29 protein-coding genes and 1 pseudogene are annotated in these 23,916 nt (G+C 36.7%); 7 read left to right on the top strand and 23 right to left on the bottom strand.

The window, feature by feature from the left end:
- Positions 1 to 65: 65 nt before the first annotated feature.
- From JCM12304_RS20300 to JCM12304_RS05740, 6 genes are all read right to left on the bottom strand, one after another.
- The gene (locus JCM12304_RS20300) at positions 66 to 137 is read right to left on the bottom strand and encodes a putative holin-like toxin (RefSeq protein WP_367946473.1); all 72 of its coding nucleotides are present in this window, start codon (positions 135 to 137) and stop codon (positions 66 to 68) included.
- Positions 138 to 317: 180 nt separating this feature from the next.
- A complete protein-coding gene (locus JCM12304_RS19325; protein WP_157360436.1) occupies positions 318 to 488 on the bottom strand; it encodes a hypothetical protein in 171 nt (56 codons plus the stop codon).
- A gap of 13 nt (positions 489 to 501) precedes the next feature.
- The gene (locus JCM12304_RS19320) at positions 502 to 672 is read right to left on the bottom strand and encodes a hypothetical protein (protein WP_157360435.1); all 171 of its coding nucleotides are present in this window, start codon (positions 670 to 672) and stop codon (positions 502 to 504) included.
- Positions 673 to 812: 140 nt separating this feature from the next.
- A complete protein-coding gene (locus JCM12304_RS05745; protein ID WP_256200769.1) occupies positions 813 to 1,832 on the bottom strand; it encodes an MFS transporter in 1,020 nt (339 codons plus the stop codon).
- On the bottom strand, positions 1,832 to 2,056 hold the full coding sequence (locus JCM12304_RS19945; protein ID WP_256200768.1) for a hypothetical protein: 225 nt from the start codon (positions 2,054 to 2,056) through the stop codon (positions 1,832 to 1,834). Before JCM12304_RS19945 ends, JCM12304_RS05745 begins: the two co-directional genes overlap by 1 nt.
- Positions 2,057 to 2,072: 16 nt before the next feature.
- Positions 2,073 to 2,654, bottom strand: a complete 582-nt coding sequence (locus JCM12304_RS05740) for a TetR/AcrR family transcriptional regulator (RefSeq protein WP_060679007.1) — start codon at positions 2,652 to 2,654, stop codon at positions 2,073 to 2,075.
- Between the two features lie 188 nt (positions 2,655 to 2,842).
- Here JCM12304_RS05740 and JCM12304_RS05735 point away from each other — a divergent pair, with 188 nt between their 5' ends.
- On the top strand, positions 2,843 to 3,307 hold the full coding sequence (locus JCM12304_RS05735; RefSeq protein ID WP_060679006.1) for a staygreen family protein: 465 nt from the start codon (positions 2,843 to 2,845) through the stop codon (positions 3,305 to 3,307).
- Here JCM12304_RS05735 and JCM12304_RS05730 read toward each other — a convergent pair.
- On the bottom strand, positions 3,302 to 3,715 hold the full coding sequence (locus JCM12304_RS05730) for an NUDIX hydrolase (protein WP_019377303.1): 414 nt from the start codon (positions 3,713 to 3,715) through the stop codon (positions 3,302 to 3,304). The two genes, JCM12304_RS05735 and JCM12304_RS05730, sit on opposite strands and share 6 nt — an antisense overlap.
- A 382-nt stretch (positions 3,716 to 4,097) precedes the next feature.
- Here JCM12304_RS05730 and JCM12304_RS05725 point away from each other — a divergent pair, with 382 nt between their 5' ends.
- Positions 4,098 to 4,424, top strand: a complete 327-nt coding sequence (locus tag JCM12304_RS05725) for a four-helix bundle copper-binding protein (protein WP_060679004.1) — start codon at positions 4,098 to 4,100, stop codon at positions 4,422 to 4,424.
- 59 nt (positions 4,425 to 4,483) lie between these two features.
- Here JCM12304_RS05725 and JCM12304_RS05720 read toward each other — a convergent pair whose 3' ends face one another.
- Positions 4,484 to 5,335, bottom strand: coding sequence for a deoxyribonuclease IV (locus JCM12304_RS05720; RefSeq protein ID WP_060679002.1), 852 nt, complete (start codon positions 5,333 to 5,335; stop codon positions 4,484 to 4,486).
- 55 nt (positions 5,336 to 5,390) lie between these two features.
- Complete coding sequence (locus tag JCM12304_RS05715) at positions 5,391 to 5,729, bottom strand: DUF4363 family protein (protein WP_060679000.1); 339 nt, start codon at positions 5,727 to 5,729, stop codon at positions 5,391 to 5,393.
- Positions 5,730 to 5,816: 87 nt separating this feature from the next.
- Between JCM12304_RS05715 and JCM12304_RS05710 the strand changes: the two genes are divergently transcribed.
- Complete coding sequence (locus JCM12304_RS05710; RefSeq protein ID WP_060678998.1) at positions 5,817 to 6,677, top strand: DUF421 domain-containing protein; 861 nt, start codon at positions 5,817 to 5,819, stop codon at positions 6,675 to 6,677.
- 126 nt (positions 6,678 to 6,803) lie between these two features.
- Here the strand turns inward: JCM12304_RS05710 and JCM12304_RS05705 are convergent, their stop codons facing one another.
- From JCM12304_RS05705 to JCM12304_RS05685, 5 genes and pseudogenes are all read right to left on the bottom strand, one after another.
- A complete protein-coding gene (locus tag JCM12304_RS05705) occupies positions 6,804 to 7,802 on the bottom strand; it encodes a M23 family metallopeptidase (protein WP_060678996.1) in 999 nt (332 codons plus the stop codon).
- Positions 7,803 to 8,010: 208 nt separating this feature from the next.
- A complete protein-coding gene (locus JCM12304_RS05700) occupies positions 8,011 to 8,703 on the bottom strand; it encodes an OmpA family protein (protein ID WP_060678994.1) in 693 nt (230 codons plus the stop codon).
- Positions 8,693 to 10,522 (bottom strand): MotA/TolQ/ExbB proton channel family protein, encoded by a 1,830-nt coding sequence (locus JCM12304_RS05695; RefSeq protein ID WP_060678993.1) that lies wholly within the window; start codon positions 10,520 to 10,522, stop codon positions 8,693 to 8,695. Before JCM12304_RS05695 ends, JCM12304_RS05700 begins: the two co-directional genes overlap by 11 nt.
- Before the next feature lie 184 nt (positions 10,523 to 10,706).
- Positions 10,707 to 10,937 (bottom strand): cation transporter, encoded by a 231-nt coding sequence (locus tag JCM12304_RS05690; RefSeq protein WP_019377311.1) that lies wholly within the window; start codon positions 10,935 to 10,937, stop codon positions 10,707 to 10,709.
- Positions 10,938 to 11,291: 354 nt separating this feature from the next.
- A pseudogene (locus tag JCM12304_RS05685) lies at positions 11,292 to 12,801 on the bottom strand (DHA2 family efflux MFS transporter permease subunit).
- Between the two features lie 179 nt (positions 12,802 to 12,980).
- Here JCM12304_RS05685 and JCM12304_RS05680 point away from each other — a divergent pair.
- Entirely contained in the window at positions 12,981 to 13,865 is an 885-nt protein-coding gene (locus JCM12304_RS05680; RefSeq protein ID WP_019377313.1) for a TetR/AcrR family transcriptional regulator, read from the top strand.
- Positions 13,866 to 14,171: 306 nt separating this feature from the next.
- Here the strand turns inward: JCM12304_RS05680 and JCM12304_RS05675 are convergent, their stop codons facing one another.
- From JCM12304_RS05675 to JCM12304_RS05650, 6 genes are all read right to left on the bottom strand, one after another.
- The gene (locus tag JCM12304_RS05675) at positions 14,172 to 15,758 is read right to left on the bottom strand and encodes a BCCT family transporter (RefSeq protein ID WP_060678991.1); all 1,587 of its coding nucleotides are present in this window, start codon (positions 15,756 to 15,758) and stop codon (positions 14,172 to 14,174) included.
- A 146-nt stretch (positions 15,759 to 15,904) separates the two neighbouring features.
- Positions 15,905 to 16,660 (bottom strand): STAS domain-containing protein, encoded by a 756-nt coding sequence (locus JCM12304_RS05670; protein WP_060678989.1) that lies wholly within the window; start codon positions 16,658 to 16,660, stop codon positions 15,905 to 15,907.
- Positions 16,644 to 17,306, bottom strand: a complete 663-nt coding sequence (locus JCM12304_RS05665) for a cobalamin B12-binding domain-containing protein (RefSeq protein ID WP_060678987.1) — start codon at positions 17,304 to 17,306, stop codon at positions 16,644 to 16,646. Before JCM12304_RS05665 ends, JCM12304_RS05670 begins: the two co-directional genes overlap by 17 nt.
- 29 nt (positions 17,307 to 17,335) lie before the next feature.
- Positions 17,336 to 17,674: a hypothetical protein gene (locus tag JCM12304_RS05660; RefSeq protein ID WP_060678985.1), complete on the bottom strand. Its 339-nt coding sequence runs from the start codon at positions 17,672 to 17,674 to the stop codon at positions 17,336 to 17,338.
- Positions 17,674 to 17,979: an antibiotic biosynthesis monooxygenase family protein gene (locus JCM12304_RS05655; protein WP_060678984.1), complete on the bottom strand. Its 306-nt coding sequence runs from the start codon at positions 17,977 to 17,979 to the stop codon at positions 17,674 to 17,676. Before JCM12304_RS05655 ends, JCM12304_RS05660 begins: the two co-directional genes overlap by 1 nt.
- A 115-nt stretch (positions 17,980 to 18,094) precedes the next feature.
- Complete coding sequence (locus tag JCM12304_RS05650) at positions 18,095 to 18,712, bottom strand: hypothetical protein (RefSeq protein WP_060678981.1); 618 nt, start codon at positions 18,710 to 18,712, stop codon at positions 18,095 to 18,097.
- A 152-nt stretch (positions 18,713 to 18,864) separates the two neighbouring features.
- On the opposite strand from JCM12304_RS05650, the gene JCM12304_RS05645 reads away from it, so the two are divergent.
- Positions 18,865 to 19,491, top strand: a complete 627-nt coding sequence (locus JCM12304_RS05645) for a metal-dependent hydrolase (protein ID WP_060678979.1) — start codon at positions 18,865 to 18,867, stop codon at positions 19,489 to 19,491.
- 108 nt (positions 19,492 to 19,599) lie between these two features.
- Positions 19,600 to 20,424 carry an alpha/beta fold hydrolase gene (locus tag JCM12304_RS05640; RefSeq protein ID WP_060678977.1) on the top strand — a complete coding sequence of 275 codons (825 nt, stop codon included), beginning with the start codon at positions 19,600 to 19,602 and terminating at the stop codon, positions 20,422 to 20,424.
- Here the strand turns inward: JCM12304_RS05640 and JCM12304_RS05635 are convergent.
- Together JCM12304_RS05635 and JCM12304_RS05630 are read right to left on the bottom strand one after the other, a co-directional pair.
- Positions 20,421 to 21,077, bottom strand: a complete 657-nt coding sequence (locus JCM12304_RS05635; RefSeq protein ID WP_060678976.1) for a DNA-3-methyladenine glycosylase family protein — start codon at positions 21,075 to 21,077, stop codon at positions 20,421 to 20,423. The two genes, JCM12304_RS05640 and JCM12304_RS05635, sit on opposite strands and share 4 nt — an antisense overlap.
- A gap of 45 nt (positions 21,078 to 21,122) precedes the next feature.
- Positions 21,123 to 21,719: a class I SAM-dependent methyltransferase gene (locus JCM12304_RS05630; RefSeq protein ID WP_060678974.1), complete on the bottom strand. Its 597-nt coding sequence runs from the start codon at positions 21,717 to 21,719 to the stop codon at positions 21,123 to 21,125.
- Between the two features lie 137 nt (positions 21,720 to 21,856).
- Between JCM12304_RS05630 and JCM12304_RS05625 the strand changes: the two genes are divergently transcribed.
- Positions 21,857 to 22,399 carry a DUF420 domain-containing protein gene (locus JCM12304_RS05625; protein ID WP_060678972.1) on the top strand — a complete coding sequence of 181 codons (543 nt, stop codon included), beginning with the start codon at positions 21,857 to 21,859 and terminating at the stop codon, positions 22,397 to 22,399.
- A gap of 46 nt (positions 22,400 to 22,445) precedes the next feature.
- Here JCM12304_RS05625 and JCM12304_RS05620 read toward each other — a convergent pair whose 3' ends face one another.
- On the bottom strand, positions 22,446 to 23,540 hold the full coding sequence (locus tag JCM12304_RS05620) for a hypothetical protein (RefSeq protein ID WP_060678970.1): 1,095 nt from the start codon (positions 23,538 to 23,540) through the stop codon (positions 22,446 to 22,448).
- Positions 23,541 to 23,916 lie beyond the last annotated feature (376 nt).

Genomic DNA, 23,916 nt, shown 5'->3' with positions numbered 1-23,916 from the left:
CAAGGGGGCAGCTCACAAAAAGGTGCATAAAATGACCACCCTAATTGCTTGCTAGGCTTGGGTGGTTATTTTTTTTCTGACAATACGGCAACAATCAATGTTGCAAACGAGATCATTAAAACTAATGTCTCAAACACTGTCAAAAGGCATCACCCCCTTTCGGAAGGGAGTTGAGCCACCACCCATGATAAGCCTTATCACACTATTATCAGTATACCAAACAATTTGCTGATAAAAAGTGTCTACAATACATTTCTTGAATTTTTCCAATATGTATTTCTTTCAGGATGCATTTATAAGTTAATGCCAACATTTTCTTAATCCGTTTTTGTCCTATTCAATTTCTCGACTTCATTCTCCAAATACCTTACTCTTTTTTGTAAATCTCTATTTGGCCCTGTAACTCTTCTCATAACGAGAGATGCAATCCCCATAATTATAATCAGCACACCAACAAAACCAACGACAAATAAAAGTATTATATCCATTTTAAAACTCCCTTTAATTTAGGACTACAACAAAGATAATTGATAGTATGAAACTGATTAATAGTGACATCAACCAGTCAACTTTTTTTGTTGTTTTTAAGAATATATTTAAAAGAGAACTAATAGCCATCATAATTACAAAAATAAATAGCACTTGAACAATTCCTTGCATTGCTTCCTTCACACCTTATTACATCATTTGAATTTATGACTTTCACATGATTACTAACTTTCTCTAATTATTTCAAAATACTAACATTAATACAAGAATAATATTCCTTTTTTGTGATGAGTTACACAAAAAGATTAATTGTATTGCTGTAACTAAACTAAAGTTTTTGATTTTCCTGAAGCATGAGCTTCTTTATTATTTACCACAATCTTCATCAGTAGCACACTTGTAATTCCTATAAGAAAAAATAGCACACTCATTATATAAGAAGGTAGAACTGCTCCCAATGTAACAGCTGCTCCTCCGATGATCATAGTCCCCTGCCCTGAGAAGCTATCAAGTGCCAAATAGGAACTTCGATTTGATTCTTTTGTCATATCAGCCAAGACACTTTGGCGTACCGGTATAAACATTAGCTCACCAATAGAAACAAATAGCATACAGATAATTAATAACATAGGCATCGTCGTGTAACTTAATAATGAATAACTGATTACGTATAGGAACATCCCGCCAAGTAACATACTATTATCAGACTTCTTATTTGCTAACCAAGCAACTAACCCCACTGCAAGTACCACAAGCAAAGTGTTTTCCGCCTGCAAGATCCCAATCATTCTCATCCCATCCACATCAAGAAGACCGAATAATTTTTGAGTATGAACGTTACTCTCCAAATAAATTGCAATGTAATTGGTTAAATGAGCTTCTAATGAAAAGACACATAGACTTGAAATTAAAAAAACCATATATAACTTATCCTTGAAAACAGCTGTATAATTAGCATATATGGAAAGAGAAGAAGTATTCACTTTCTTTGGGAAGTATGTTTCAGCTATAAACAGATAAGTTATGCCTGCAGAAGCGAAGGAAATCATTCCAACCACAATAAATAAATAAAAATGATATCTCTCAAATAAAAATGCGCCCGTTATACTTCCAATTGCTGTAGCCAAATTAGACGCCCAGTACAGAGCAGTAAAAACAAAACCGCGTTCCTTCTTTTCTACAATATCGTAAATCATTGAGCTGGAAACTGGTACATAGATTCCATTGCAAAACATATTTACCATAAATAAAAGAAAACTGATATAAGGCATAACCGCCCAAGAAGAATTAACTGTTGCAATTAAAAGAAAAGTGAAACCAATACCACACTCAGCCTTAACCATTAATTTTTTCGACCCATTTTATCAGACCAATACCCTCCTAATAACCCCCCAGCAATACCTGAAAGTAATACAAGAATGACTAAAACCCCTGTGATCGCGGCGCCTACCAGGTTACTAAAATAAATTGCAATAAAGGGCAAGATGGTCATCGTAGTCACATTTATTGCAAACTGAAGTAGTAAGCGTATTTTAATGGTTCTGTGGAGTTGATGAAACTTGTTCATCCCTTTATTCCTCCCGTCAATTAATTCCAAATAAACGAAGCGCTTGCTTTTCTAAAGCATTCGTTAACCTCACATTTGCTTTATTTGTATAGGTTAAACGGGCTCCGTTTAGAAATGCCAAGTATCCGTACCCAACTTCAGTTGGATTACTCTCTGGAAGGAAACCTTTCTTCATTCCTGCAAGCACCACCTCTTCTATAAATAGAATAAATTCCTCAGCAAATTCATCTAATAACTTCATTTCTGAGAAACGTTGTGGTTGCCCAATAACATACTGGATTAGCCGTATATAGCTTTCTTGCTCCCAGAAATAGTGGAGGTGTTCAGCCACCATTTTGGTTAAGGAATCAACTGTCAATTCTTCCAAAAATTCGCGAGGTAGTAAAAATCGTTCCTTCACTTCCTCTACCGGTCTAGCCACACAGGCATAAAATAAAGATTCTTTTGTATCAAAATATGTAAAAACGGTACCAAAACTTACGTCTGCTTCTTGTGCAATTTCCTTAATAGTTGTTTTAGAAAAACCATTTTCAGAAAAAAGCTTTAAAGCCGCTTGGAAGATTTGTTCCTCTTTTTGATTTGATTTAGGTTTTGCCAAGATTTCCACTCCCATTAAATGATTGATCAATCAATCATTATTGTATGTTATCTCTTTATTATTTGTCAATATATAATTTTCAGTCAAGATACAAAAGTTGTTTGCTATACACTTTTTGTTCTTATTTCCACACCCTTATAGAAAGCGAAACATAGAATGATACTATCCTACTTTTCAGGAGGTAAAAAATGTCTACCATAAATCTAAAAAAATTAAGTGTTCGTTATATTCCGCCTGCTGATTTTAACCAACCAGTTTCAAATCGAAAATACACGCTGACTCATTCAGATACGACTGGACAACTATTTTTGGATATTGGTTATGTTTATAATTACGAAGCAATTAATCCGGCACAAAAAGATGAAGTTTTAGCAGAATGGAGAAATGATCCATCCATGTGTATGTATTTAGCTGGAACTGTAGATGTGGATGGGAGTCAGGTAATCGAAGCAACATCGGCAAAACGCTTTGAAATCTTCAACAGAGAGATGAATACTGCACTGCAAGGAATGATATATGGTGATCTTCCCTTTTACTCTTATCATCCATTCCTGATTAATGCTCCAATTTTCATTTCTTACAACTCTGCGTTTCCACAGTACAGACAGGTTAAATACTATGGTACACCACGTTATTATATAGATAAGTTATAAAGCACTTCGAAGCATTCGAAGTAAAAATGGTCTATCTTCGGGGTAAGATAGCTTGAGTGCTTTTAGTCTTTCTAAATTTATCCACGCAATATCATAGATAAGGCCGTCCGAATCCTGTATATTTCGGTTACCTCCAATAATCTTGACCAAATAGTAATGTACTTCTGCTTTTACTTGAATAGCCTCGTAGCATTTTCTTTTTACACTTATTTTCTTTCCAATCTCTACGATATATCCTGTCTCTTCTGCCAATTCTCTACTGCAGCAAATCTGAAAGGTTTCTCCATCCTCTGCTTCTCCTGAAGGTACAGACCAGGTTTTCTCTTCTTCTGGTTTCCCTTGTTGAACCATAAGTAACTCACTATTCTCATTTATACATATACCTGCTGCTCCATACCATGTTTCCATTTATATTCTCCTTCCCTTTTATTCTTACATCCTTTTACGTTACTTCTCTAATGCAAGCAATATTTCCTTCTGAGGATCTCCAAATTTCCCATGTAACATTTTCCCCCAAGCTTCCCATGGATGATTCCTTCATTCGTATTCAATAATCATTAAACTGATACGTTCTACTCTGAGAAAGTAGACTTTATTTTAGTAAAAAATATCAAAATCTATTTTCCCAAAAGTACTTTAATTAAATATACTACTCTATTTATCAATAGCTACAATCAAAAGATTGTATATTACAAAAGTATGCAGATTCTATGGAATTTATAAATTTCCGTTTAACCCCAGGAGTTTTGGGTAATTTAAAAACTAAATCATAATTCAGGAGGTTGTTAAAATGTCTCATGAACAGCATCAACAATTATTAAACGTTTTACATGAATGTATGGAGGCTTGTAATCATTGCTACAATGCTTGCTTACAAGAGAACGATATTAAAATGATGGCAGATTGTATTCGGTTGGATCGAGAGTGTGCAGATATTTGCGGTTATTTGGAACAGGCAATTTCAAGAGGAACTCCTTTTGTATCTGAGTTGGCATCTGTTTGCGCAAAAATATGTGAAGCCTGTGGGAATGAATGCAAAAAACATGACCACGATCACTGTCAAGCATGTGCAGAAGCTTGCCTTAAATGTGCAGAGGAATGCAAGAAAGTTGCATAAATGTAAATACTCTTCAGCCTGGGTAAAAGTCCCAGGCTTTTTGATTGTTAGTAGACACATCATTTAGCGTTCCTATTAGTACCCCACTTCTCTTGGAGTAGCTGTAATTCTTCTTTATGTGAAATCGTCTCTTTAGGTGTTTCCAGGATAAACGGCACTCCTTTTAAATGGGGAGTTTGAATCAAATCTTCAAACTGATTCTCATTAATAAATCCTCCAGAAAAAATATTAGCATGACGATCTTTTCCATAGCCTGTGTCGTACTTAGAATTGTTAAAGTGAATAACTTCCAGCTTGTCAAAAAAATGAAGTTTTATTGCATTATCCATGACAGCTTTCCAATTGTCACCCGTCCAAAGGCCGCTCGCAAAAGCATGGCAGGTATCTAAGCAAAAACCTATTTTTTCCGGATAATCACTGAGCTTCCGAATCATTGCCAGCTCTTCTAACGTCGTTCCCATTCCTCCAGGTAATCCTGCACTATTCTCGAGCAAAATCCTACCCCTTCCATTCCATACGCTCAATATTTCATTTAATGTATCGATCATTAAATGGTAGCTAGCAACCGGATTATTAACATGAATTTGCTTACCAAAATGGACAACTACTCCCTTGCTACCACAAGCTTCAGCAATTTCAAGGTCATTCAACACAGAGGAAATAACCTGTGCTCTTCTCTTTGCATCACGTGGTGTAAGTGTAGTTGGGTATGGTGCATGTGCTACAGATTCCAGTCCATTCTCTTGGCAAAGCTTTCGGCATAACAGTGCATCATCCTGGTTAAATTCTTTGATAGACAAGCTTCGCGGATTCTTAGGAAAATATTGAAAAGCTGAGGCTCCGTATGCTTCAGCTATTTTTGCAGCCCCTGCATAGCCATCTTTTATGGATAAATGGCATCCAAATTTCATTCTATCCCTCCGTTGCGCGCAAGTTATTACCCGCCTTCCTTTGCTACCACCCCCATTAAAGAGAATAAATATCTTTAATAAGCGATTTCACTGTTGCAAGTTCTATTTTAGATTCCGGATTCGCTTCTTCCCTTATTGTCACCTTTAATCTCTGAATCCCTTCGTATAGTTTCTCATATTCACCTTCATCACCCAGTAACTGAATTTTCCATCTGTTACCCTTATAAAGCCGTTGTAGTTCATCTGTATGTTCCTCAGCTAACTCCCAATCCTTTTGGTCCAAAGCCACTTCAAGCGTTTTTATATTGTTGAGTAATACTTCCTTACCTGTAATCTGTGAACAACCTGATAAAATTATAAGAATAAGAACTGCAAGATAAATTCTTTTAACCAATTTATTTTCCACCTTCTGTTTTGACGTATGGTTATTCCTATCTTGCCCAATAATAGGAAAAGCATCTATTGATTGGAGGAGTTTTACATGCCAGAGTTAGTAGTAATCTTAATTCGTTCTGTCTGGGCCTTTCTATTATTATTACTAATGACTCGAATTATGGGTAAAAAGCAGCTTTCCCAACTAACCTTTTTTGATTATTGTGTTGGAATAACAATTGGCTCCATTGCTGCAACTATGTCTGTGGATCAGAATGTAAAAATAGCTAACGGTTTAATTTCTTTATTAATTTGGGGGCTATTCCCAATTCTATTGGCGGTGATTGGATTAAAATCCAGATCATTCTTACATATAACCGATGGAAAACCAGCGATTGTTATTAAAAATGGAGAGATTCTAGAAAATAGTATGAAAAAAAATCAGTTAGCAATTGATGAATTAATGATGCTATTACGAGAGAAAAGTGTTTTTAAAGTGGCAGATGTAGAAATGGCAGTGTTAGAAACAAATGGAGAGTTAAGTGTCATGAAGAAAACAGAACAAGAACCAATCACACCTTTTATGTTAGGGATGAAACTGGAAAAAGAACATGCCCCAACGCTTCTTGTCGCAGATGGGCATGTTTTATCTAAAAATCTCCATACATTAGGTTATACAGAAGAATGGTTAATGGGTGAAATGGAAAAACAAGGAGCTTTTCGAATCGAAGATGTATTTCTAGCACAGGTAGACTCGACTGGCAGCCTATTTATCGATATGTTTAAGGAACAATCGAAACAAAACACAGTGAGATCAAAACCTTTATTGGCAGCAAACCTTAAAAAGCTTCAAGCTGAATTGGAGAGCTATGCTATTGAAACTCAAAATCAGGAAGCGAAAGATATGTACGCACAACAAGCATCCAAGTTGCAGCAGGTAATTGACCAGACACTTCCATATTTGAAGTAACTCTATAAATAATCTGAATGGATTATCAGCTCTTATAGTCACTTATTTTGATTTACCATAACTGAGCAACTGCCTTTTAAGATAAAGGAGCTTATTTAGTGGACGGCAAAGGTAAGTGAGAGGACTCTACTTACCTATTCCATAAACTGTATCTCCCTGCATCCAATCTTCTTCGTTTTCCAATTGTATACGAATTGATTTTCCTTTTTCTAAGTCAGGTAAATCACCCACATGGAAATGAATATGAGGTTCACTGGAGTTTCCTGAATTACCAACCTGTCCAAGTAATTCTCCTGCTTGAACATGATCTCCCGGTTTCACTTTAACAGATCCTTTTTTGAAATGAGCAAGAAAACTGAACTCCTCATGCCCATGATCAATGATGACATAGTTCCCTGCTGGGTCAGCTGCATTCATACTGCCAACCGGATCGTTATCCTTTATAGCATTTTCGACCTCTACAACATTGCCATCGGCAGGCGCAAAAACATTTTCCCCAAAGGCATAGTAACTTTCATTTTTGGAAGAGTCCCCTTTATAAGATTGGTTATCAATCATTTTGATTAGATCATAAGCATACCGTTGGTTTTTATATTCATAATGGTAATTTACCAGCTTGTTTGTTCCACCCCAAAAGACAAACCAATCTCCTTCGAACGGCTGCTGAAAGACCGTTTTCGTGTACTTGTTATCCGTTTCTTGGAAGGTTTCCAAAGGCAAGATTCGCATACCTGTTATTACTTGTTCCTTATCAACCACAGCTACCATACCTTTTGTTTCCTGCTTATCTGCCCAAACATACTGAACAGTATCCTCCGTTAATGGCAGCTCAGATAACAAATAATAAGCTTCTACCCCATGATTGAAATTTTTACCTGTTTTTTTAAATTGCTTTAACGATATCTCATTTTGAAACGGTTTGCTTAAATGTGTATATATCTGTTCATAATCACCATCAAGAAATACATCAGCAATACGTTTCGGTTGTAGTTTCTCTTGAGCTTTCATATTTGTTTCCCTTTCTTCCGCTTTAATTTCGGAGGTTTCTTCCTGGGATGGACTACACCCTAATAGTCCTCCAATAATGATGCTAGAAAATAAACAAAAAATAAATCGCAAACGCAAATTGCTTGCACCCCTGTTCACATTATAAATTATCTACAATAGTAACATAGAAATGAAAAGAAAGAGAGGAGATAGATTATGAGTTTATGGTAAAAATGGCTGAGTAATTCTCTTAAGCAGACTATTTTCCTTTTATGACCAAATAACTTTAGGTTCCCTGTTAATCGTAATATGGATGTCCGATCGCATGGCAAGTTGAAAGAGGGTTTTATTCACCTAAAATCTCTCGTGTTTTATTTAAAATTTCTTCATCCTTAAGTCTGAACTTAAATTCTACACGGCGAGATTCTTCCGGGCTATACTCCCCTTGTTCATTTGTACGATAGTCAGAAAAGGATTTACTATTTACTGTTAACTTCTCCTTCAGGTGCTTCTGAATATTTTTATATGGAAAGCTGTCACTTAAAATGTATTCAGCTACACTATATGCCCGTTCCTGAGCAAGCTCCAGATTATATAAATAGCTGCCATCCCTGTCTGTATGACCTTCAATAATGATTTCTGCTACATATTCCTCATAACCGCTTTTCAGAAGAATATCCAAGTATTTAGGAACAAATTCATCCAGAAATTCAAACGAGGCCGGTTTTAATTCTGATTCGTTATAGGAAAATAATATCTCTGTATTAAAGATAATGGCACCTGTTTTATCATCTACTTCAACGCCAAGGGAAGAATCACTAAACTCAGCCTTCATTTCATTTACCAGTTTTGCCCTCACTCCCATAATCTGGTCAATTGTCCGCTTCATTTCCTCAATTTGTAAGGATTTTATAATCATCATACAAATAAATATAAGCATGAAACAAAGCAGAATGGTTGTAAGCAAGTCCGTGAACGATGGCCAAAAATGCCCCTCATTTTGTTCTTGTTTGAATAACCGTTGATATTTAGTATTCATTACGGCTCATTCCTATACTGTTAATCTGTCTTCTAGCCTGCTGATCGAATGTGTTCAACTGCTGATTTAATGTATGAATTTCTCTTCCCAGTTCCTCCATCATCCTTTGAAATGCCCGCATATTATTCTGCTGTGTATCTTCAGAAATACGTTGCCATTCTTTCATCTCTCTTTTTACCACATCATTTGTACCTCGCATATATTCTCCAAATCCTCTGGCAACCTGATCCAGTCTGTCTCCAAGAGATCCTTCAAGATTTGCGACATAATTAGCAAGTGTGTCTTTTAAAATACTCACACTGGATTCCAACTGATTCTCACGCTGTTGAAAGCCTTGATTCATTTGAGAAATGGTTGATTTTATTTCCTGAATAAGCTGGTTGTTTTTTATTCCTACTTGTTCATAGGAAGTTGTTGCCTGCTGAAGCTGTTTCTCAAATGCGGATGATTCCTTCGTATGTGCATGAAGATGGTTACTAAATACACGGTTAAATTCCTTTAACTCCTCAAAACGATCAGAAAGCAAATGGCGATGCTCATTTTGTGTTCGTTCAATTACTTCAAGCGCATGTGGAAGCTTTGTTATAGAGTCGCCTAGTTGATCAAATTCACGTGAAAGCTCGCTCAAATATGACACAATTCCCCCAAGCTTAGAAGTTAAATCAGAACCAAACACTTGCTTAAATTCTTTGTTATGTGCTTCCATCTTTTTAACTAAATCATTGCTGTGCTGATGAATCTTTTCAAATGTATGTTTTATTGTTTCCTGGCCCTGCAACATAGATGCTGTAAAATCTTTTAAGTCTACGACTGATGCATCAAACTGTGTTAGTGTTTCCAACTGCGTTTCGGCAACTTGTTTTACCTTTTCATATGTTTGTTCAAAGGCAATTGTCATTCGCTCATTGCGTCCATCCATCTTTTTAAAATGAGAAAATAGCGAATCAAAATTTTTATTTAGTTTAGCAGTGCCTTCACTAAATCCGTTTGTTACTTCTTTCATCGAATGAAATAATTGGTTAAATTCCTCCAAATTTTGTGAGAGTCCTTCATTAAATGAAGCCAGATCTTTCGCAGATTGTTGTAAGCCTGTCGTATATTCCTGAAAACCGGAGAAAGCTGCTTCCATATTCTGAAGAGATTGTTGATTGATTTTTTGAAGGTGAATGATAGACTGGTTAATGTCCTCAGACACGTCGATAAGGCGGTTTAGTCCGTGTTGTTCCTCTCCCTCCAGAATCGATTCCGTTTTTAACATGATGTCTGTCAGCATATATTCCGTGTTTAGAACTTTAACCAGAATTGTCATAATTAAAGATAAGCCCATCCCGACAATACTTGTATAAAAAGCAACATCAATGCCACCGAGAACACCTGCCACATTTTCCACTAGCTGATCACCTGTGCCATCAATACTCCCTAGTGAAAAAGTAAGACCAATAAACGTACCAAGTACACCAATTAAAATGAAAATAGAAACAGTCATTTGAATTATTTTGATGAGGCTAATAACTGGTATATGATACATCCGCCAATCAGAAAACTTTTCTTGAATAAATGTCTCCACTTTAACAGATTCTTTCGCTTGTTTTTTCTGAAATTGGTCTTGCATCGTTTGAAGTGGTTCGACGTCCAGTCGATTTGTCGTTTTGATGTGATTTCGAAGGTTTTTTAATCGTTGATATAGTGTAATATGGATAATTAATGCAATAATAAAGGTCACAAACAAGACCATAAAAATGAATTCAATCATGGGATTTGCCAACATAGCTGTTGCTTTTTGCTCACTTGTAAATAGTTTTAGAATTGCTTCTACCATATGGTTCTCCTCCTACTGTCTTGATGCCTGTTTATTAAAATGTCGATTATGACATTCTCTGTATATGCTTATTCATAGCTCGGCCAATTCATGAGGGAAAATTGGAAGATGGTGCTAATTGTGTTTCGGTAACTAGGAAAATAAAAAGCGAACAGTAGCTGGTACTGTCCGCTTTCCAAATTCATTATCGTTTAATTGTATTTACCTCTTGTGCAGTAAAGCCCATTTTTCCAATACGTTCGGTAATTTCGGATATAGAAACCAGATTCCTGTCATAAGTGACGCAACCCTGCTCACTCTTCCAATTAACATCGATTTCAATAATCCCGTTCATTTTAGATACTGATTTTTCCACCTTAATTGGGCAATTGACACAATGCATTCCCTTTATGTCCAAATAAACTGTTTCATTCATGATGCCCCACCACCTTTTTACAATTAATAATACAGTTTATGCTCTCTTAAAATTCTCTAGAACAAATAGATAGAAACTTACTGGCTACTTTAATTAATTCTTTTCCACAGCCATAATCGTCAATTTGTGAACAGCAAGCATCGAAAAACCTGCTGTAAGTTGATTAGAACATGAAAGGAAAATGCAGGAAGTATCTTCTAATTCATGAAACGATCTATGCCAATAAAACCTTTTTTGAATAAAAAGTTTCATCTGTTTCCGGTTTGAGATACAACTACTTTCATTTATTTTATTACAAAAAGCAAATGATCCATTTTTACTTGGACCATTTGCTTTTTATATTTTACTTTTATTTTATTCTTCTACTGTTTCAACAGTAACTTCGGTTGATTTTGGCGGTGTTACCCGTTTAATGAAAAAGGCCAGAATCAATGCAACAATCGCAATTAAGGTGGATATAAAGAATGTAAATTGGATGCCATCCAACATTGCCTGACTACCGAGCTCCATTTTAAATTGGGCTAAAGCATCTGGAGATTGTGGCACATTTCCAGACCCCATTGCCTCTTTATATAATTCCTCACCTGCTGATTCCGTACGTTTATCCATAACTGTTAAAAGCAGTGCAGAGCCAATTGCTCCGGAAATTTGCTGAAGCGTACTATTCATCGCTGTTCCATGTGGATTTTCATGCATCGGCAGCTGATTTAAACCGTTTGTCATGACAGGCATCATCACCATAGAAATTCCTAACATACGTACTGTATAAATAACCATCAACGTGTAATAACCTGTATCAAATGTGATCTTGCTAAGCTGGTACGTAGTGATAACTGTAATTGTTAATCCAATGATTGCTAAAATCCTGGCACCAAACTTATCAAATAAACGACCAGTAATTGGTGACATAATTCCCATTACAATTGCACCTGGCAACATCAGTAAACCAGACTCAAAAGGAGAAATACCTCTAATCGTTTGAACATATAATGGTGTTAGAATCATCCCGGAAAACATCGCCATGGATAAAACAACAGAAATTACTGAAGCTAATGCAAACATCGGATGTCTATAAATCCGAAACTCCAGCATTGGTTCATCGACACGTAGCTGCCTAATAACAAATGCTGTTAGTGCAATTGCTCCCACGAGAATCGTACCATACACTTCTACCGCATCCCAACCCTTGTCTCCAGCCGTACTGAAACCGTACAGGATTCCACCAAATCCAATACTGGATAAAATTAAGGAAGGTACATTTAACCTTACTTCTTTATTTGGTGTTATGTTTTTTAGTTTAATTAAAAGCATAAATCAATGTAAATATCGCGAAAGGCAACACAATACCAAAAAGCACTCGCCAATCATGATGTTCCACAACATAGCCGGACAATGTTGGGCCTATGGCAGGTGCTGTAATCATTGCCAAACCAAAGAATCCCATTGCCGTGCCTCGCTTCTCAACTGGAAACGCAGTAAGCATTACATTCATTAAAAGTGGCATCATGATAGCTGAACCTGATGCCTGCACCATGCGGGCAAATACAAGAACACCGAAAGTCGGTGATAGCATAGCTAATGCTGTTCCTAAAGAAAATAGCATCATAGCAGTTAGGAATAATTTTCTGTTCGTAAACCTTTGGATAAAAAAAGCACTTGCCGGAATTAATATACCATTTACTAACATGTAACCAGTAGTGATCCATTGAACGGTAGATGGAGATACTTCAAATTCTTCCATAATCGTCGGTATGGCTACATTTAATAATGTATTATTTAGTAATGCAACAAACGCACCTATAAACATAATGATGATCATGCCATATGGTGGATTTTGATGCATTTTTTTTATATCTGCTTCCATTAATATTCCCTCCATTTCATACACTTTGTATAAAATATATACTCTCAGTTCAATACTTTAATATTCTATACCTGTTGTATAAAAATATCAAGGTTTATTTATGTATTTTTTTCAAACATTGATAAGACAAGGCTTGTGATGTAATATAAGAGTATACTATAAGTACAAAAGGTGATTAAATGAATGATCGCAAGCGACAAGTAATATTTACAGCACAACGTCTTTTTATTGAAAAAGGCTTTAGTAATACTTCTGTTCAAGATATTCTAGCTACTTCCAACATTTCCAAAGGTACATTTTATAATTATTTCCCTTCCAAAAATGCTTGTCTGATGGCGATTTTGGAATACGTTAACGAGGAGACATTTGTTAAACGTAGAGAATTTCTGATCGGGAAAGATATCTCTGATAAAGAAGTTCTTGCAAAGCAAGTTGCTATTCGCATGCAAATGAACCGGGAGCAAAATCTGTTTTTGCTTTTTGAAGAAATATTTCATTCTGGAGACCAGGAACTTCGGGAATACGTTAAAAAAAGCCATTTAGATGAATTATTCTGGCTTACGGAAAGACTTGTGGATGTTTACGGAAAAGAAACTGCGCCATATACGATGGACCTAGCTGCTTTAATGCTTGGAATGATGCAGCATGTTATTCATGTTTGGGCAGCAACTGCAAAAGATGTCGGTGACCTTCAAGCACTTGTACAGTTCGTTATTCGCAGGCTTGATTCAATCATTCCGGATATGATAGAGACAAAGGATAAATTTCTTAATGATGAAATATATATATTGTTAAAAAATAATCTCACCCGAAAAGAATATTCAACAGAGGATGTTATTTCACAGCTTGAAGGTTTTTGCGAGAAGCTACCTGCTGAAAGAAATCAGAGCGGACATGAGTATGCGCAATTTCTTATTGAGGAAATAAAAAGTGACCAACCAAGGACTTATTTGATTGAAACGATTACTCGTTCGTTTACAGCCGCCTTTAGTGGCACCTCAGATGAAGCTGAGGCAAGAGAGCTTGCATCAAGAATATGGAGTATTGTCGGGAAAAATGATTAATCTAAAAAAGTTGCAATTGCGAATGCTGGGCGACGAACACTATCTGGTACAGATTTATATTTTATAGCAGGAGGAAATTGCGAATTAGAGTGAGAACAATTAATAACAGAGCAAGGTAATCCGCCGGAGAGCAAATTAATCAGCTGCAGAGCGAGATAATCCGACGGAAATATTCGCAAACTAGCTATATTTTGTTCACTATACGGTATTCTCCGAAACGGCCGCTTAAAGTACTACCAAGTTACTTCGGCGTTCATCCATATTCCGAATCATTCAAAGCACAAAAAAAGCGCAGCCTATTCAAGGCTACGCTTTTTTTCTTGTATTTTCAGGTTTATCTTTTTCCCTTACATTGTTTAACCACGCTTTATCCTGATCCATCATTTTCTTAGCTGCATAGATTGTCAAGAACTGAATGGCAATAATAGGTATCCCCATAATTCCTGATAGTACCTCTAGTGGTGGCAGCCCACCAATTCGCATAAGCAATAATGCCAGTACAGTAATAACTGCTGCAACAATAATACGCAACGTTTTAGATGGCTCTGCTTTACTCATATTCTCAGTACCTGTATAGGAAGCAATTGTGTAGGTAGTTGAGTCAAGTGTCGTAGTTAAAAAGATTGTTGCAATAATGATAAATACAACCATTGCAATGGTTGGCATTGGCAAGGAAGACAAAATTGCCGGAATGGCAGCCATTTTGTCATCACTTACAATGTTTAAAACATCCACTTCACCTGTCAGATAACGTTGAACCCCAAGGCCTCCAAGCACACCAGTTGCTACCCATGATATCAATGTTGGTGCAAGCAAATAAGTAAGGATCATTTCCTTAATCGTTCTACCTCTTGAGATTTTCGCAGCGAAAACACTGTGAAGCATAGCCCATGTTGCACTATAAGCAAACCAGAAAATTAAATGACTTTCAATATGGGTGCTTCCATTTAAGTCTAATGAATTCGTATATAACGCCAGGTCAAAATAATTTGATGCGAGGAAACCTATCGTATCTGTAAAGTAATCAAGAATAAATACTCCTGGTCCAATAAGCACTACGAATAAAGCAAATGCACCTGCTAAATACATATTAGCTGTACTTAATTTCTTGATCCCTCGCTCAATTCCTAAATATGCACTAATAGAAAATAGAAATACCCATATTAAAGTTACAATTAAAGTAAGGATAAAATTAACTTCTATGTTAAATAACTCAGCAACATTATACGTAATTATTGGTGTGCCTAAACCGAGCGTTACTGCAGCACCTGATAGAATACTTACAAGAAAAATAATATCTAAAATCTTGCCACCGATTCCGTCGGTAAATTTGTCACCAAATATTACTCTGCATGCCTCAGAAATACGCATAAACGGTCGCTTACGCACATGTAAAACATATGCCATTGCTGGTGCGGCCATAACGAATATAGCAAATACTTGAAAACTCCACATGAACATCCCATATGTGTTCCCCCACATTAAGGCCTGCGTAGAACCAGGGTCAACTCCAAACGGCGGGTCATTCGCCACGGCTGCCCATTGTACTAAAGCTGTTCGCATAATTGTAGAGCCAAGCCCCATAGCAATTAGGATAGAAGCATATTCAAACATCGTAAATCTTGGCTTTTCCATTGGATCACCAAGGACCACATTCCCATATTTGGAAAATGATAAATATAGTCCAGCAACTACAAGAACGATAGTATACCAAATATACCCCCATTTAAAATTGTCTACAATGGAGTCAAAGACTCCATTCATCACTTCTAATGATTCTTTTTCGTTCATTGCAAATGGAATACAAATTCCAATGATTATAAGTAACGAAGGAAGGAAAATTCGGTAATCTATCAATCTCTTGTTGATGCCTCCCTGTTTACTTTTACTCATATTTGACCTCCTAAACATTTTTTACAGTACTCTACTAATTTCCGCTAACTAGCTTTGTTAAACGTAATTAGCAAATAAAATAGCGTAAAAAAATGCAAAGTTGGTCCCTTTGCTAATCCCTAAAATAACTTATTCAATTCAAAAGGTTATTTCGTAAGCTTTGTGATTGCCTTTTGAAGTGATGGTAAAAAATGAATATCCATCGGTACACCTAATTCATGAAATGTTTTAGCATGACGCGGCCCGACACCGGTAACGGTTACCTGCTTTCCGAGCATCTCCAATGAACGAAATAATTTATTAAAACCCTTTAGGCCATCTCTATCTATTCTACCAATCGCAGTGAAGTCAATAATTAGCTTTGTAGCAATGGCGTCATAGGCATTTTGAATAATTAATTCACTTATAATCTCACTTTTCTCCGTATCGATCTCACCGAATATGGGAATGAGTGCCAATTCATTCGTTACTTCAATAAATGGTGCAGATAATCGATTGTTTTCTTTCAGAACTTCCTCTGCTTTCTCCTTTTCTTGAAGCAATTCCATATCTGTTGCTTGCAATCTGGATTGAAGCTTGTTTAAACTTGTACTCACTCTAGTTATTGTTGGATCCTTTTTTAGAAAGAGTAATTCTGCATGAAGCTCTCCCTGCCAGCCAGCATAGCAATCTACCAATAATAATTCCCCAAATTTGTCTACAATATTTACTTCAAATGTATTTTTCACCTTGGAAGGATGAAGCATTTGCAAAATTTTTTCATGACTTCCTTCATCTATAATTTGTAGAAGCGTCTGTGGCTGGCCAAACCACTCTGTCGCTTCTCTCGTACACCCAAGGATTTCCAGGTTTTTGTCTACCTTAAAAATAGGTACAGGAATAACACTATCCACTTCTTGCATCAATAAACCTCCCTCCTTTTTCCATAACATTCAACCAATTTTGTAAGGCATGTAAATTATTCATAGAAAACACTTGGTTTGCTAATTCATTCGGTATTGGAAATTTATCTGCCATTCGGCCGCCAAGGACTATAAATGGTTTGTTATCGACCAGTGACAATCTTTGGACAGTCTCTGTTAATTTAGGTAATCGATATGACAACGCAGCAGACAAGCCGATTACAGTTGGTTGCCACGTATTTACTGCTGTGATTGCATGTTCCAACGGGAGGTTCGGTCCCAAATAACGCACTTCCCAACCATTTTCTTTAAATACATTTGCTGCCATTTTAAGTCCAATATAGTGTTCTTCCTCTTCCACTGCAAATAACATTACTTTTGTGTGAAGGGGATTGGAAGCATCATTATTATGATTTTCCATCATGGAAATAACGAAATCACAAGTTGCGGTAGCTAAATGCTCATCGGCAACGGATATTTCATTTTTCTCCCATCGTTTACCTATTATATACATTGCTGGAGTTAAAAAATCCTCATATAAGGAAAGCTGTTTATTTGCTTCTAAATAATCGGTAATATACGTTATCGTGCCTTGCTCATCGCCTGCTAACAAAAACTCCGCAATTTTTTCGGGGTGTTTATGCATCCTTTAAATCCCCCTTTCTTTTACTTCATCTATTTAAGCAATGTTAAAGCATTGTTTAAATATGAACTATACATCTTTTCTTCTTCGTCTTCTCTCATCTGAGAGACTAATCGCTCATAATTGTCTATAATTAATTCTGTTCCTACATTTCTAGTTGTTAGCACCTGCTCCAACCATTTTGTATAATCCATAAAAAATTGTTGGTCATTCATATAAAAAGCTGTTTCTAGATGATTTAAGTGGTGATAATTATCTTCCGTTGTTCGCTTGTGCCCATTATCGCCAAATTTATCCCATAGAGTAGGATAAGCATCATAAATTTGTTTAACTACTTCTGTAACGATTTGATCCTTTCTTGCTTTATCCATTATTTAGCAACAACCTTATATTGAGTTACGCGTGGAATAATAGCTGCAAGTTCCTGATCAGGGTATTTTTTCTCAAGTTCATGAATTTGTTTATACTCGTCGCTTCTTGCCCATTTTAAATAATTTTCTCTAGTATCCCATTCCAAGTGTACTGTGAGTTCAGAAGGCTTTTTTTGATTTTGCAGTAATTGAAAAGATAAAAATCCTTCTGCTTTATCTACCATTCTGGAACGATCGCGATATATTTGTATAACTTCCTCGGCCTTATTTTCTGGAACCGATACCGTAGAATTTACTATATACATAAAAGTCTCCTTCAAATTCAAACTGTATCTACAATTCTATCATATAATTTGCAATACAAAAAAACATCCGTTCACATTAACGGATGCATGTCAAACTATCTTTATTTAATAGGCTTTATCCCACGTAACCTTCCAATGTTTCTTCTGTGAAATATTCTTTAATTCCGTTTTTATTCATTAAATATTTGATCACTTCTTCCTTGCTCATTCCAAGTTCTTTTAATCCTCTTATAATCATAGAAAGATAGGCTATTGATGGTCTATTATAGGTTGTCTTGTTCTGGGACTCCTTTGAATTCAATGTAAAAGTAAACATAGGATATCCATTTTCTTTTCCAAGATAAACGATTTGACCATACCATCCGTCCGCCATACTTAAGCTTCCTTCTTTAATGACTTTTTCCAAATCAATCTCTACTGTATGCATATTATTTTCCTGTGCAACTACATCATAAAATTGCTCTGCTGTTATAAGATACTTCCTACCGAAAGTGGGCTGATCTTCTGTACGTTCTTGGTCGATAAAAGCAACCCCGCCTTCTCCCCACTTACTACGTTCCTTAGCAAAGAAAAGAGAGTATGGCAGCTCTGCTTTACCAGTTTCAATAGGTGGTGTCTTATCGATACAACCTCTTTCTCTTTTCGTTGATCCCTCAGGTATGTCTCCATTTATGTAACATAAAAATCGTTCTTCACAAATGTTGGAGCCATAGCTTACATACCAAACATTCATTGTTTTTGCCTCCTAAACCCTGTCTTTCTATTATAGTGCCATAAACAAAAGATTTATCACAGTATAATTATCTGCGTTCTTCCTCTAAACAGAACATACATTTTGTTGTAGAATAGGAGAAGTATAGAAAAACATAGAAAGGAAATAATGACGTGAATGGTACAGCACATGCAGCAATTGGAGCTGCAGCCGGATTTATTATCGCAAATAAGTATCAGACAGACCCGACAACAACGATTTGGCTGGTAGGAATCGGTGGAGTCTCAGGATTAATTCCCGATTTGGATATTGATGGAAAGCTTCGAGGTAAAATTACACTCTCCCATCATGTATTTCGTACGATCGCCCAATTAATTGCAATTTTAATCATGGGATATAGCTTTTATGAAGGAACAGATACAGAGAAATATGTAGGTATTGGTATTGGGCTTGTCCTGCTTGGTATCGCCTCATCCATCAAACAAAAACACATGCTGCTGTTGACAGGAATTGGTGTTCTCGGAGCTGGCGCAACTTTACAGGAAACGTGGCTTATGCTGCTTGGGATATACATATTAATTGCTTCCCTTGTGGCACACCGAAGTTACACACACTCATTACTTGGACTCATTTTCTTTGGAATTATTGCCTCCAAGCTCGAAGTATCTCTTGGAAAGGAAGGAATCTTTTTGACCTGTATGGCTGGGTATATTAGCCACTTACTTGCAGACAGCAAGCTATTACCGATCAACAAACGAGGAGTGAAGCTATTTCTCCCTCTTTCCTCAAAAGAGTTTTAAATGACAGAAACACGTGTACAATAATTATAGGTAGAAATTTCCAACAAAAATATACGAGCTAACGCTTGTAACCTAAAATGTAACCAAGCTTAAATAGGAGGCACTCCCATGGAGGAAAAAAATTATAAACAAAAGCATATCCAATTACCAAGTGGAGAAACCTACGCAGAATATGTTCTTAATGATAAGCCACCAATTCTGCTCCTTCATGGATTTGTTTCCTCTACATATACGTTTCATCAGCTAATGCCCTTATTAAAGGAAAAGTTCTCTGTTATTGCAATCGATTTAATTGGCTTTGGTAAAAGCGAAAAATCTACCAGCTTTATTTATTCTTATGCTAATTATGCCAAATTGATTAAAGAGTGTATGGACTACTTTGATATAAAAAAAATCAGCATTGCTGGTCACTCTATGGGTGGACAAATCGCGCTCTATACCGCCAAACAATATCCGGAAAAAATAGATAGATTAGTATTACTTGCAAGTTCCGGCTATCTTCCAAGAGCTAAAAAGCGACTGATTTTTGTAAGTTACCTTCCTTTTTTTCACCTGTTTGCCAGAAGGCATGTACAAAAACAAGGTGTTGCAAGTACACTAAAAAATGTACTGTATAACCAGGAATATATCACCCCAGAATTAATTGACGCATATGGGGCTCCGCTTAAAGAGAAAAATTTTTATAAAGCTTTGATTCGGTTACTGCGCTACCGGGAAGGCGACCTTAATCAAGAAGCTTTAAACCAAATAAAACAGCCTACCCTTTTAATTTGGGGGAAAGAAGATAAGGTTGTATCCCTTCGAGTAGGTATGCAGCTTGAAAAGGATTTGCCACATGCCACTCTAATTAGTTACCCAGACACTGGTCATCTGGTTACTGAGGAAAGACCTGAGGAAGTTTACAGAGATATTATTTCATTTATCAAACATTAGTCGATCTTTGGGTGGATCACTTCTTCTTTATCCTTCCTTATATGATCATCATCAATAACGCGCCATAAATAAAAAGATGCAATGGTTTGATAAGGCTGCCATTGGATGGATTTATCCAGGAGCAGACTTTTGCCATCCGTTTCGTTATTTCCATAAAGCCATTTTGCAGCTCGTTGTAACCCAACATCGGCAAGTGAGAGTATGTTCATTCGTTGCATGGAGAAAATGAGAAACATCTCGGCTGTCCATGGTCCAATTCCTCTAATGGCAGTCAATCTACTCATAATCTCTTTATCTGAGAGGTAATCGAGTTCCTCCAAAGGAAGTTCTCCATTTTGCACGCGTTCAGTTAAATCGCGTAGTGAGGCAATTTTTTGTTTGGAAAAGCCTAACTTTTTTATTGTTTGATCATCCATCCTGTCTATTTTTTCAGGCGTAATTTCTCCATTACATGCGTTAAATACACGTTGCCGAATGGTGTTTGCTGCTTTCACGGAAATTAGCTGACCAATAATAGATTGAACAAGTGAGCTATAATAATTTTTGCGTGTTTGAATTTGAATATCTCCGATCAACTGAATAACTTTAGCCAGTTCACGATCGTTCTTACATAGGTACTGAACCTCTTGGCTATCCACGTTTATTAGAAGCATGATTATTCCTCCCAGCTTTTACTGTCATTACTAATTTTAGTAGATTTATTTTGGATTTGTACATTTAATCATTAAAAATAACCCTTTATAATGCGGATTAATGCATTCCACTTGTAATCCTGCCTGTCCTAGAAAACTTACGATATCCCTATTTAAATGACATCCATCACATATGTTTTTCCAAGCAGGTGTTAACATATCTTGTGCTTGAGCAAGAAGGGGCTGCTTCATCCGCACATGTTCAAAAAACAATATTGGTGCTCCAGGTTTGCTGACACGCCTTATTTCTTCCAAAGCTTGTAATGGGTCAGGAATTGTACAAAATACTAATGTAGAAACAACAGAATCAAATACATTTCTCTCAAATGGAAGCTGCTCTGCCGTTGCTTGATATATGGTAATCGGCACATTATTGGTAGAAGCAATATTTTTCTTTGCTTGTTGAATCATTTGTTGATTTGGTTCAATTGCATCCACACAATCTACGTGCTTATAATATGGAAAATTCACTCCCGTCCCCGAACCAATCTCTAATACTTGGCCTGTCGCATGGGACAGAAGCTCTCTTCGGATAGAGTTAAATTTAATTTTTTCGAATGGTTTCATGATAGGATCATACAAACGTGCAAATAGCTTGCCCATGTTTTCACCTCATTTCCTAATTTCTATAATTATAGAAATTTGCCACTTTGTAAAATGGTTAGTTGTTGCTTGCCCTTTTTCCCCACAACAATTATGCTTAATAATGAAGCATATGAGTTGAAGGGGACATAGATCTAATGACAACAAATGATATAAAACAAAAAAATTACACACCACTAATTTGGATTTTATCCATCGCCATCGTTGCTGTTATTTTAGGAACAAATCTGTTGCCTAAAAGTAAGGATGGAACTATATTCGGGATGGAGCTGACTGTATTACCAGGTATTAATGCTTTTTTGAATAGTTTCACGTTTCTGTTCCTAATTGGTGCTCTCGTTATGATTAAAAAGAAAAATATTCAGGCACACCGTCGATTTATTGTTGCTGCTTTTGTGAGCACATTTTTGTTTTTCATATCTTACTTAACATATCATTCTATGGCAGAGTCAACAACCTATGGCGGTGATGGCATACTTATGTATGTGTATTACTTTGTATTGATAACACATATTGTGTTAGCAGCAGTCATTGTGCCATTAGCATTAATTACATTAAGCAGAGGATTAAATATGCAGGTGCCGAAGCATCGAAAAATAGCTCGTTGGACGATGCCACTTTGGCTATATGTCAGCTTTACAGGCGTACTTGTATATTTCATGATTTCGCCATATTATTAGATAATATAAATAAAATGAGATGGAGCAAATAGCCCCATCTCATTTTTTATTGATAATTAACAATTGCTGGAGCCGGGTCTAATTGCAGTACTTGCTCTGGTGTTAATACAGGCTTATCATTTTTCTTAAATACTTTAAAGCCACCGTACTGAATTGGTTGGTCTTTTACCAGCTTTCCATATGCACTTAATTTTATTGCTGCATCACCAAAGCCATCATAATTAAGTGGTACTTGGACATGTTCAGTTGGATGAATCTTTTCTTTATTTTTAATAATGCCATTACCAAATTGATGGACAAGCACTAATTTATCCGGTAACTGGTTTTCCTCCACAAGCTGATCAACATATTCTACAGCTTTTTGGACATCTGCCCCATTTACCTGCCCTAGATCCTCTCCTGGAACTTCTCCCTCTTGTACACTATATTCTGTATCAATGGCAAGATGGACATATGGCAATTTCAAATATTTTTCGATTGCCTTTACTTCCTGCATGACTGTAGCGCGACCGAGCTGTATATCCAACAGGAGTAGAGCTCCATGTTTTTTGGCAAGCTTTGCATATTCTTCAATTACTTCTTCATTTGGCGGAGAAACGTATAAGCCATCCGGGCCCGGATCACGATTTGCTACCGTAGCAATCAGTTCGATTGTCGGTATAGCGGGACGCTCTGGGTCTAATTCAGAGTATGCTTTTGTGTGTTCCTTTAACTTTTTCATCATTTCTTCTGGGCCATACTCCCCAAGGATACCCATATTTTCGGATAAAGGTGTCCCATAAAACGCCACGAGTCGATGATCTTTCAATGGACCATTCGTTTTATCCTCTTTTCCTTTTTGCAATGTTTGACCAAGTGGTACACTTCTCTCTCTTTCTCCACCATGTGCCTCATTTGCAGGCATGAGTTTTTGCTCTTCCTCTGTGTAATTTTTTTCAAGTGCAACAGCCTCTTTAGACGGTTGAATCGGTTTATATGCTTCTATGTATGGTGATTTCTTATCCTGCTTTTGATTCTCCTCCTTTTTTTCATGGTTTTGGGCTTCTTTGTTTTTTTCTTCCGCTTGATCTGCCGAATCGCTGCATCCGGCAAGAAGCACCAATCCTATAAGTAGGATAAATAAAAAATTTTGTTTTTTCATGCTGCTTTCTCTCCCATCATTTCTCCTGTTTTGGAAATAATACCCTTAGAGAGCCTCAATGAAACTCTTCTTTTTATCTTAAGGCCTCTATTATGCAGAATTGCTGCTTGGGGATGGGAAGTTTGTCTATTAGGGCGACTCTGTTGGACACTTATGCTGCTTGGGCTGGCCGTTCTGTCTATTAGAACGGCTCTATTGGACACTTATGCTGCTTGGGAAGCGTGTTCTGTCTATTAGAACGACTCTATTGGACAAATATGCTGCTTGGGGTGCGCGGTTTGTCTATTAGATTGGCTCTAATGGACATAATTGCTGCTCGGGGTGTGCGATCTGTCTATTAGAACGGCTCTATTGGATCACTTATGGCTGTTTGGGG

Origin of the sequence: Virgibacillus halodenitrificans JCM 12304, from assembly GCF_001310895.1 — a bacterium.
Classification (GTDB): domain Bacteria; phylum Bacillota; class Bacilli; order Bacillales; family Amphibacillaceae; genus Virgibacillus_Q; species Virgibacillus_Q halodenitrificans.
Note: the sequence above shows the minus strand (reverse complement) of the source record. Positions and strands in the feature narration are given on the sequence as shown.

Coding starts and splice junctions, on each gene's coding strand:
- JCM12304_RS19325 (WP_157360436.1), bottom strand. CDS start 488: ATGGATATAATACTTTTATTTGTCGTTGGTTTTGTTGGTGTGCTGATT.
- JCM12304_RS05655 (WP_060678984.1), bottom strand. CDS start 17,979: ATGTATATAGTAAATTCTACGGTATCGGTTCCAGAAAATAAGGCCGAG.
- JCM12304_RS05630 (WP_060678974.1), bottom strand. CDS start 21,719: ATGGGCAAGCTATTTGCACGTTTGTATGATCCTATCATGAAACCATTC.
- JCM12304_RS05710 (WP_060678998.1), top strand. CDS start 5,817: ATGCCAGAGTTAGTAGTAATCTTAATTCGTTCTGTCTGGGCCTTTCTA.
- JCM12304_RS05670 (WP_060678989.1), bottom strand. CDS start 16,660: ATGCAAGAAGTGGATAGTGTTATTCCTGTACCTATTTTTAAGGTAGAC.
- JCM12304_RS05620 (WP_060678970.1), bottom strand. CDS start 23,540: ATGAAAAAACAAAATTTTTTATTTATCCTACTTATAGGATTGGTGCTT.
- JCM12304_RS05730 (WP_019377303.1), bottom strand. CDS start 3,715: ATGGAAACATGGTATGGAGCAGCAGGTATATGTATAAATGAGAATAGT.
- JCM12304_RS05625 (WP_060678972.1), top strand. CDS start 21,857: ATGACAACAAATGATATAAAACAAAAAAATTACACACCACTAATTTGG.
- JCM12304_RS05635 (WP_060678976.1), bottom strand. CDS start 21,077: ATGCTTCTAATAAACGTGGATAGCCAAGAGGTTCAGTACCTATGTAAG.
- JCM12304_RS05700 (WP_060678994.1), bottom strand. CDS start 8,703: ATGAATACTAAATATCAACGGTTATTCAAACAAGAACAAAATGAGGGG.
- JCM12304_RS05745 (WP_256200769.1), bottom strand. CDS start 1,832: ATGGTTAAGGCTGAGTGTGGTATTGGTTTCACTTTTCTTTTAATTGCA.
- JCM12304_RS05725 (WP_060679004.1), top strand. CDS start 4,098: ATGTCTCATGAACAGCATCAACAATTATTAAACGTTTTACATGAATGT.
- JCM12304_RS05665 (WP_060678987.1), bottom strand. CDS start 17,306: ATGCATAAACACCCCGAAAAAATTGCGGAGTTTTTGTTAGCAGGCGAT.
- JCM12304_RS05690 (WP_019377311.1), bottom strand. CDS start 10,937: ATGAATGAAACAGTTTATTTGGACATAAAGGGAATGCATTGTGTCAAT.
- JCM12304_RS05675 (WP_060678991.1), bottom strand. CDS start 15,758: ATGAGTAAAAGTAAACAGGGAGGCATCAACAAGAGATTGATAGATTAC.
- JCM12304_RS19945 (WP_256200768.1), bottom strand. CDS start 2,056: ATGAACAAGTTTCATCAACTCCACAGAACCATTAAAATACGCTTACTA.
- JCM12304_RS05650 (WP_060678981.1), bottom strand. CDS start 18,712: ATGAATGTTTGGTATGTAAGCTATGGCTCCAACATTTGTGAAGAACGA.
- JCM12304_RS05640 (WP_060678977.1), top strand. CDS start 19,600: ATGGAGGAAAAAAATTATAAACAAAAGCATATCCAATTACCAAGTGGA.
- JCM12304_RS05735 (WP_060679006.1), top strand. CDS start 2,843: ATGTCTACCATAAATCTAAAAAAATTAAGTGTTCGTTATATTCCGCCT.
- JCM12304_RS05720 (WP_060679002.1), bottom strand. CDS start 5,335: ATGAAATTTGGATGCCATTTATCCATAAAAGATGGCTATGCAGGGGCT.
- JCM12304_RS05660 (WP_060678985.1), bottom strand. CDS start 17,674: ATGGATAAAGCAAGAAAGGATCAAATCGTTACAGAAGTAGTTAAACAA.
- JCM12304_RS05695 (WP_060678993.1), bottom strand. CDS start 10,522: ATGGTAGAAGCAATTCTAAAACTATTTACAAGTGAGCAAAAAGCAACA.
- JCM12304_RS05680 (WP_019377313.1), top strand. CDS start 12,981: ATGAATGATCGCAAGCGACAAGTAATATTTACAGCACAACGTCTTTTT.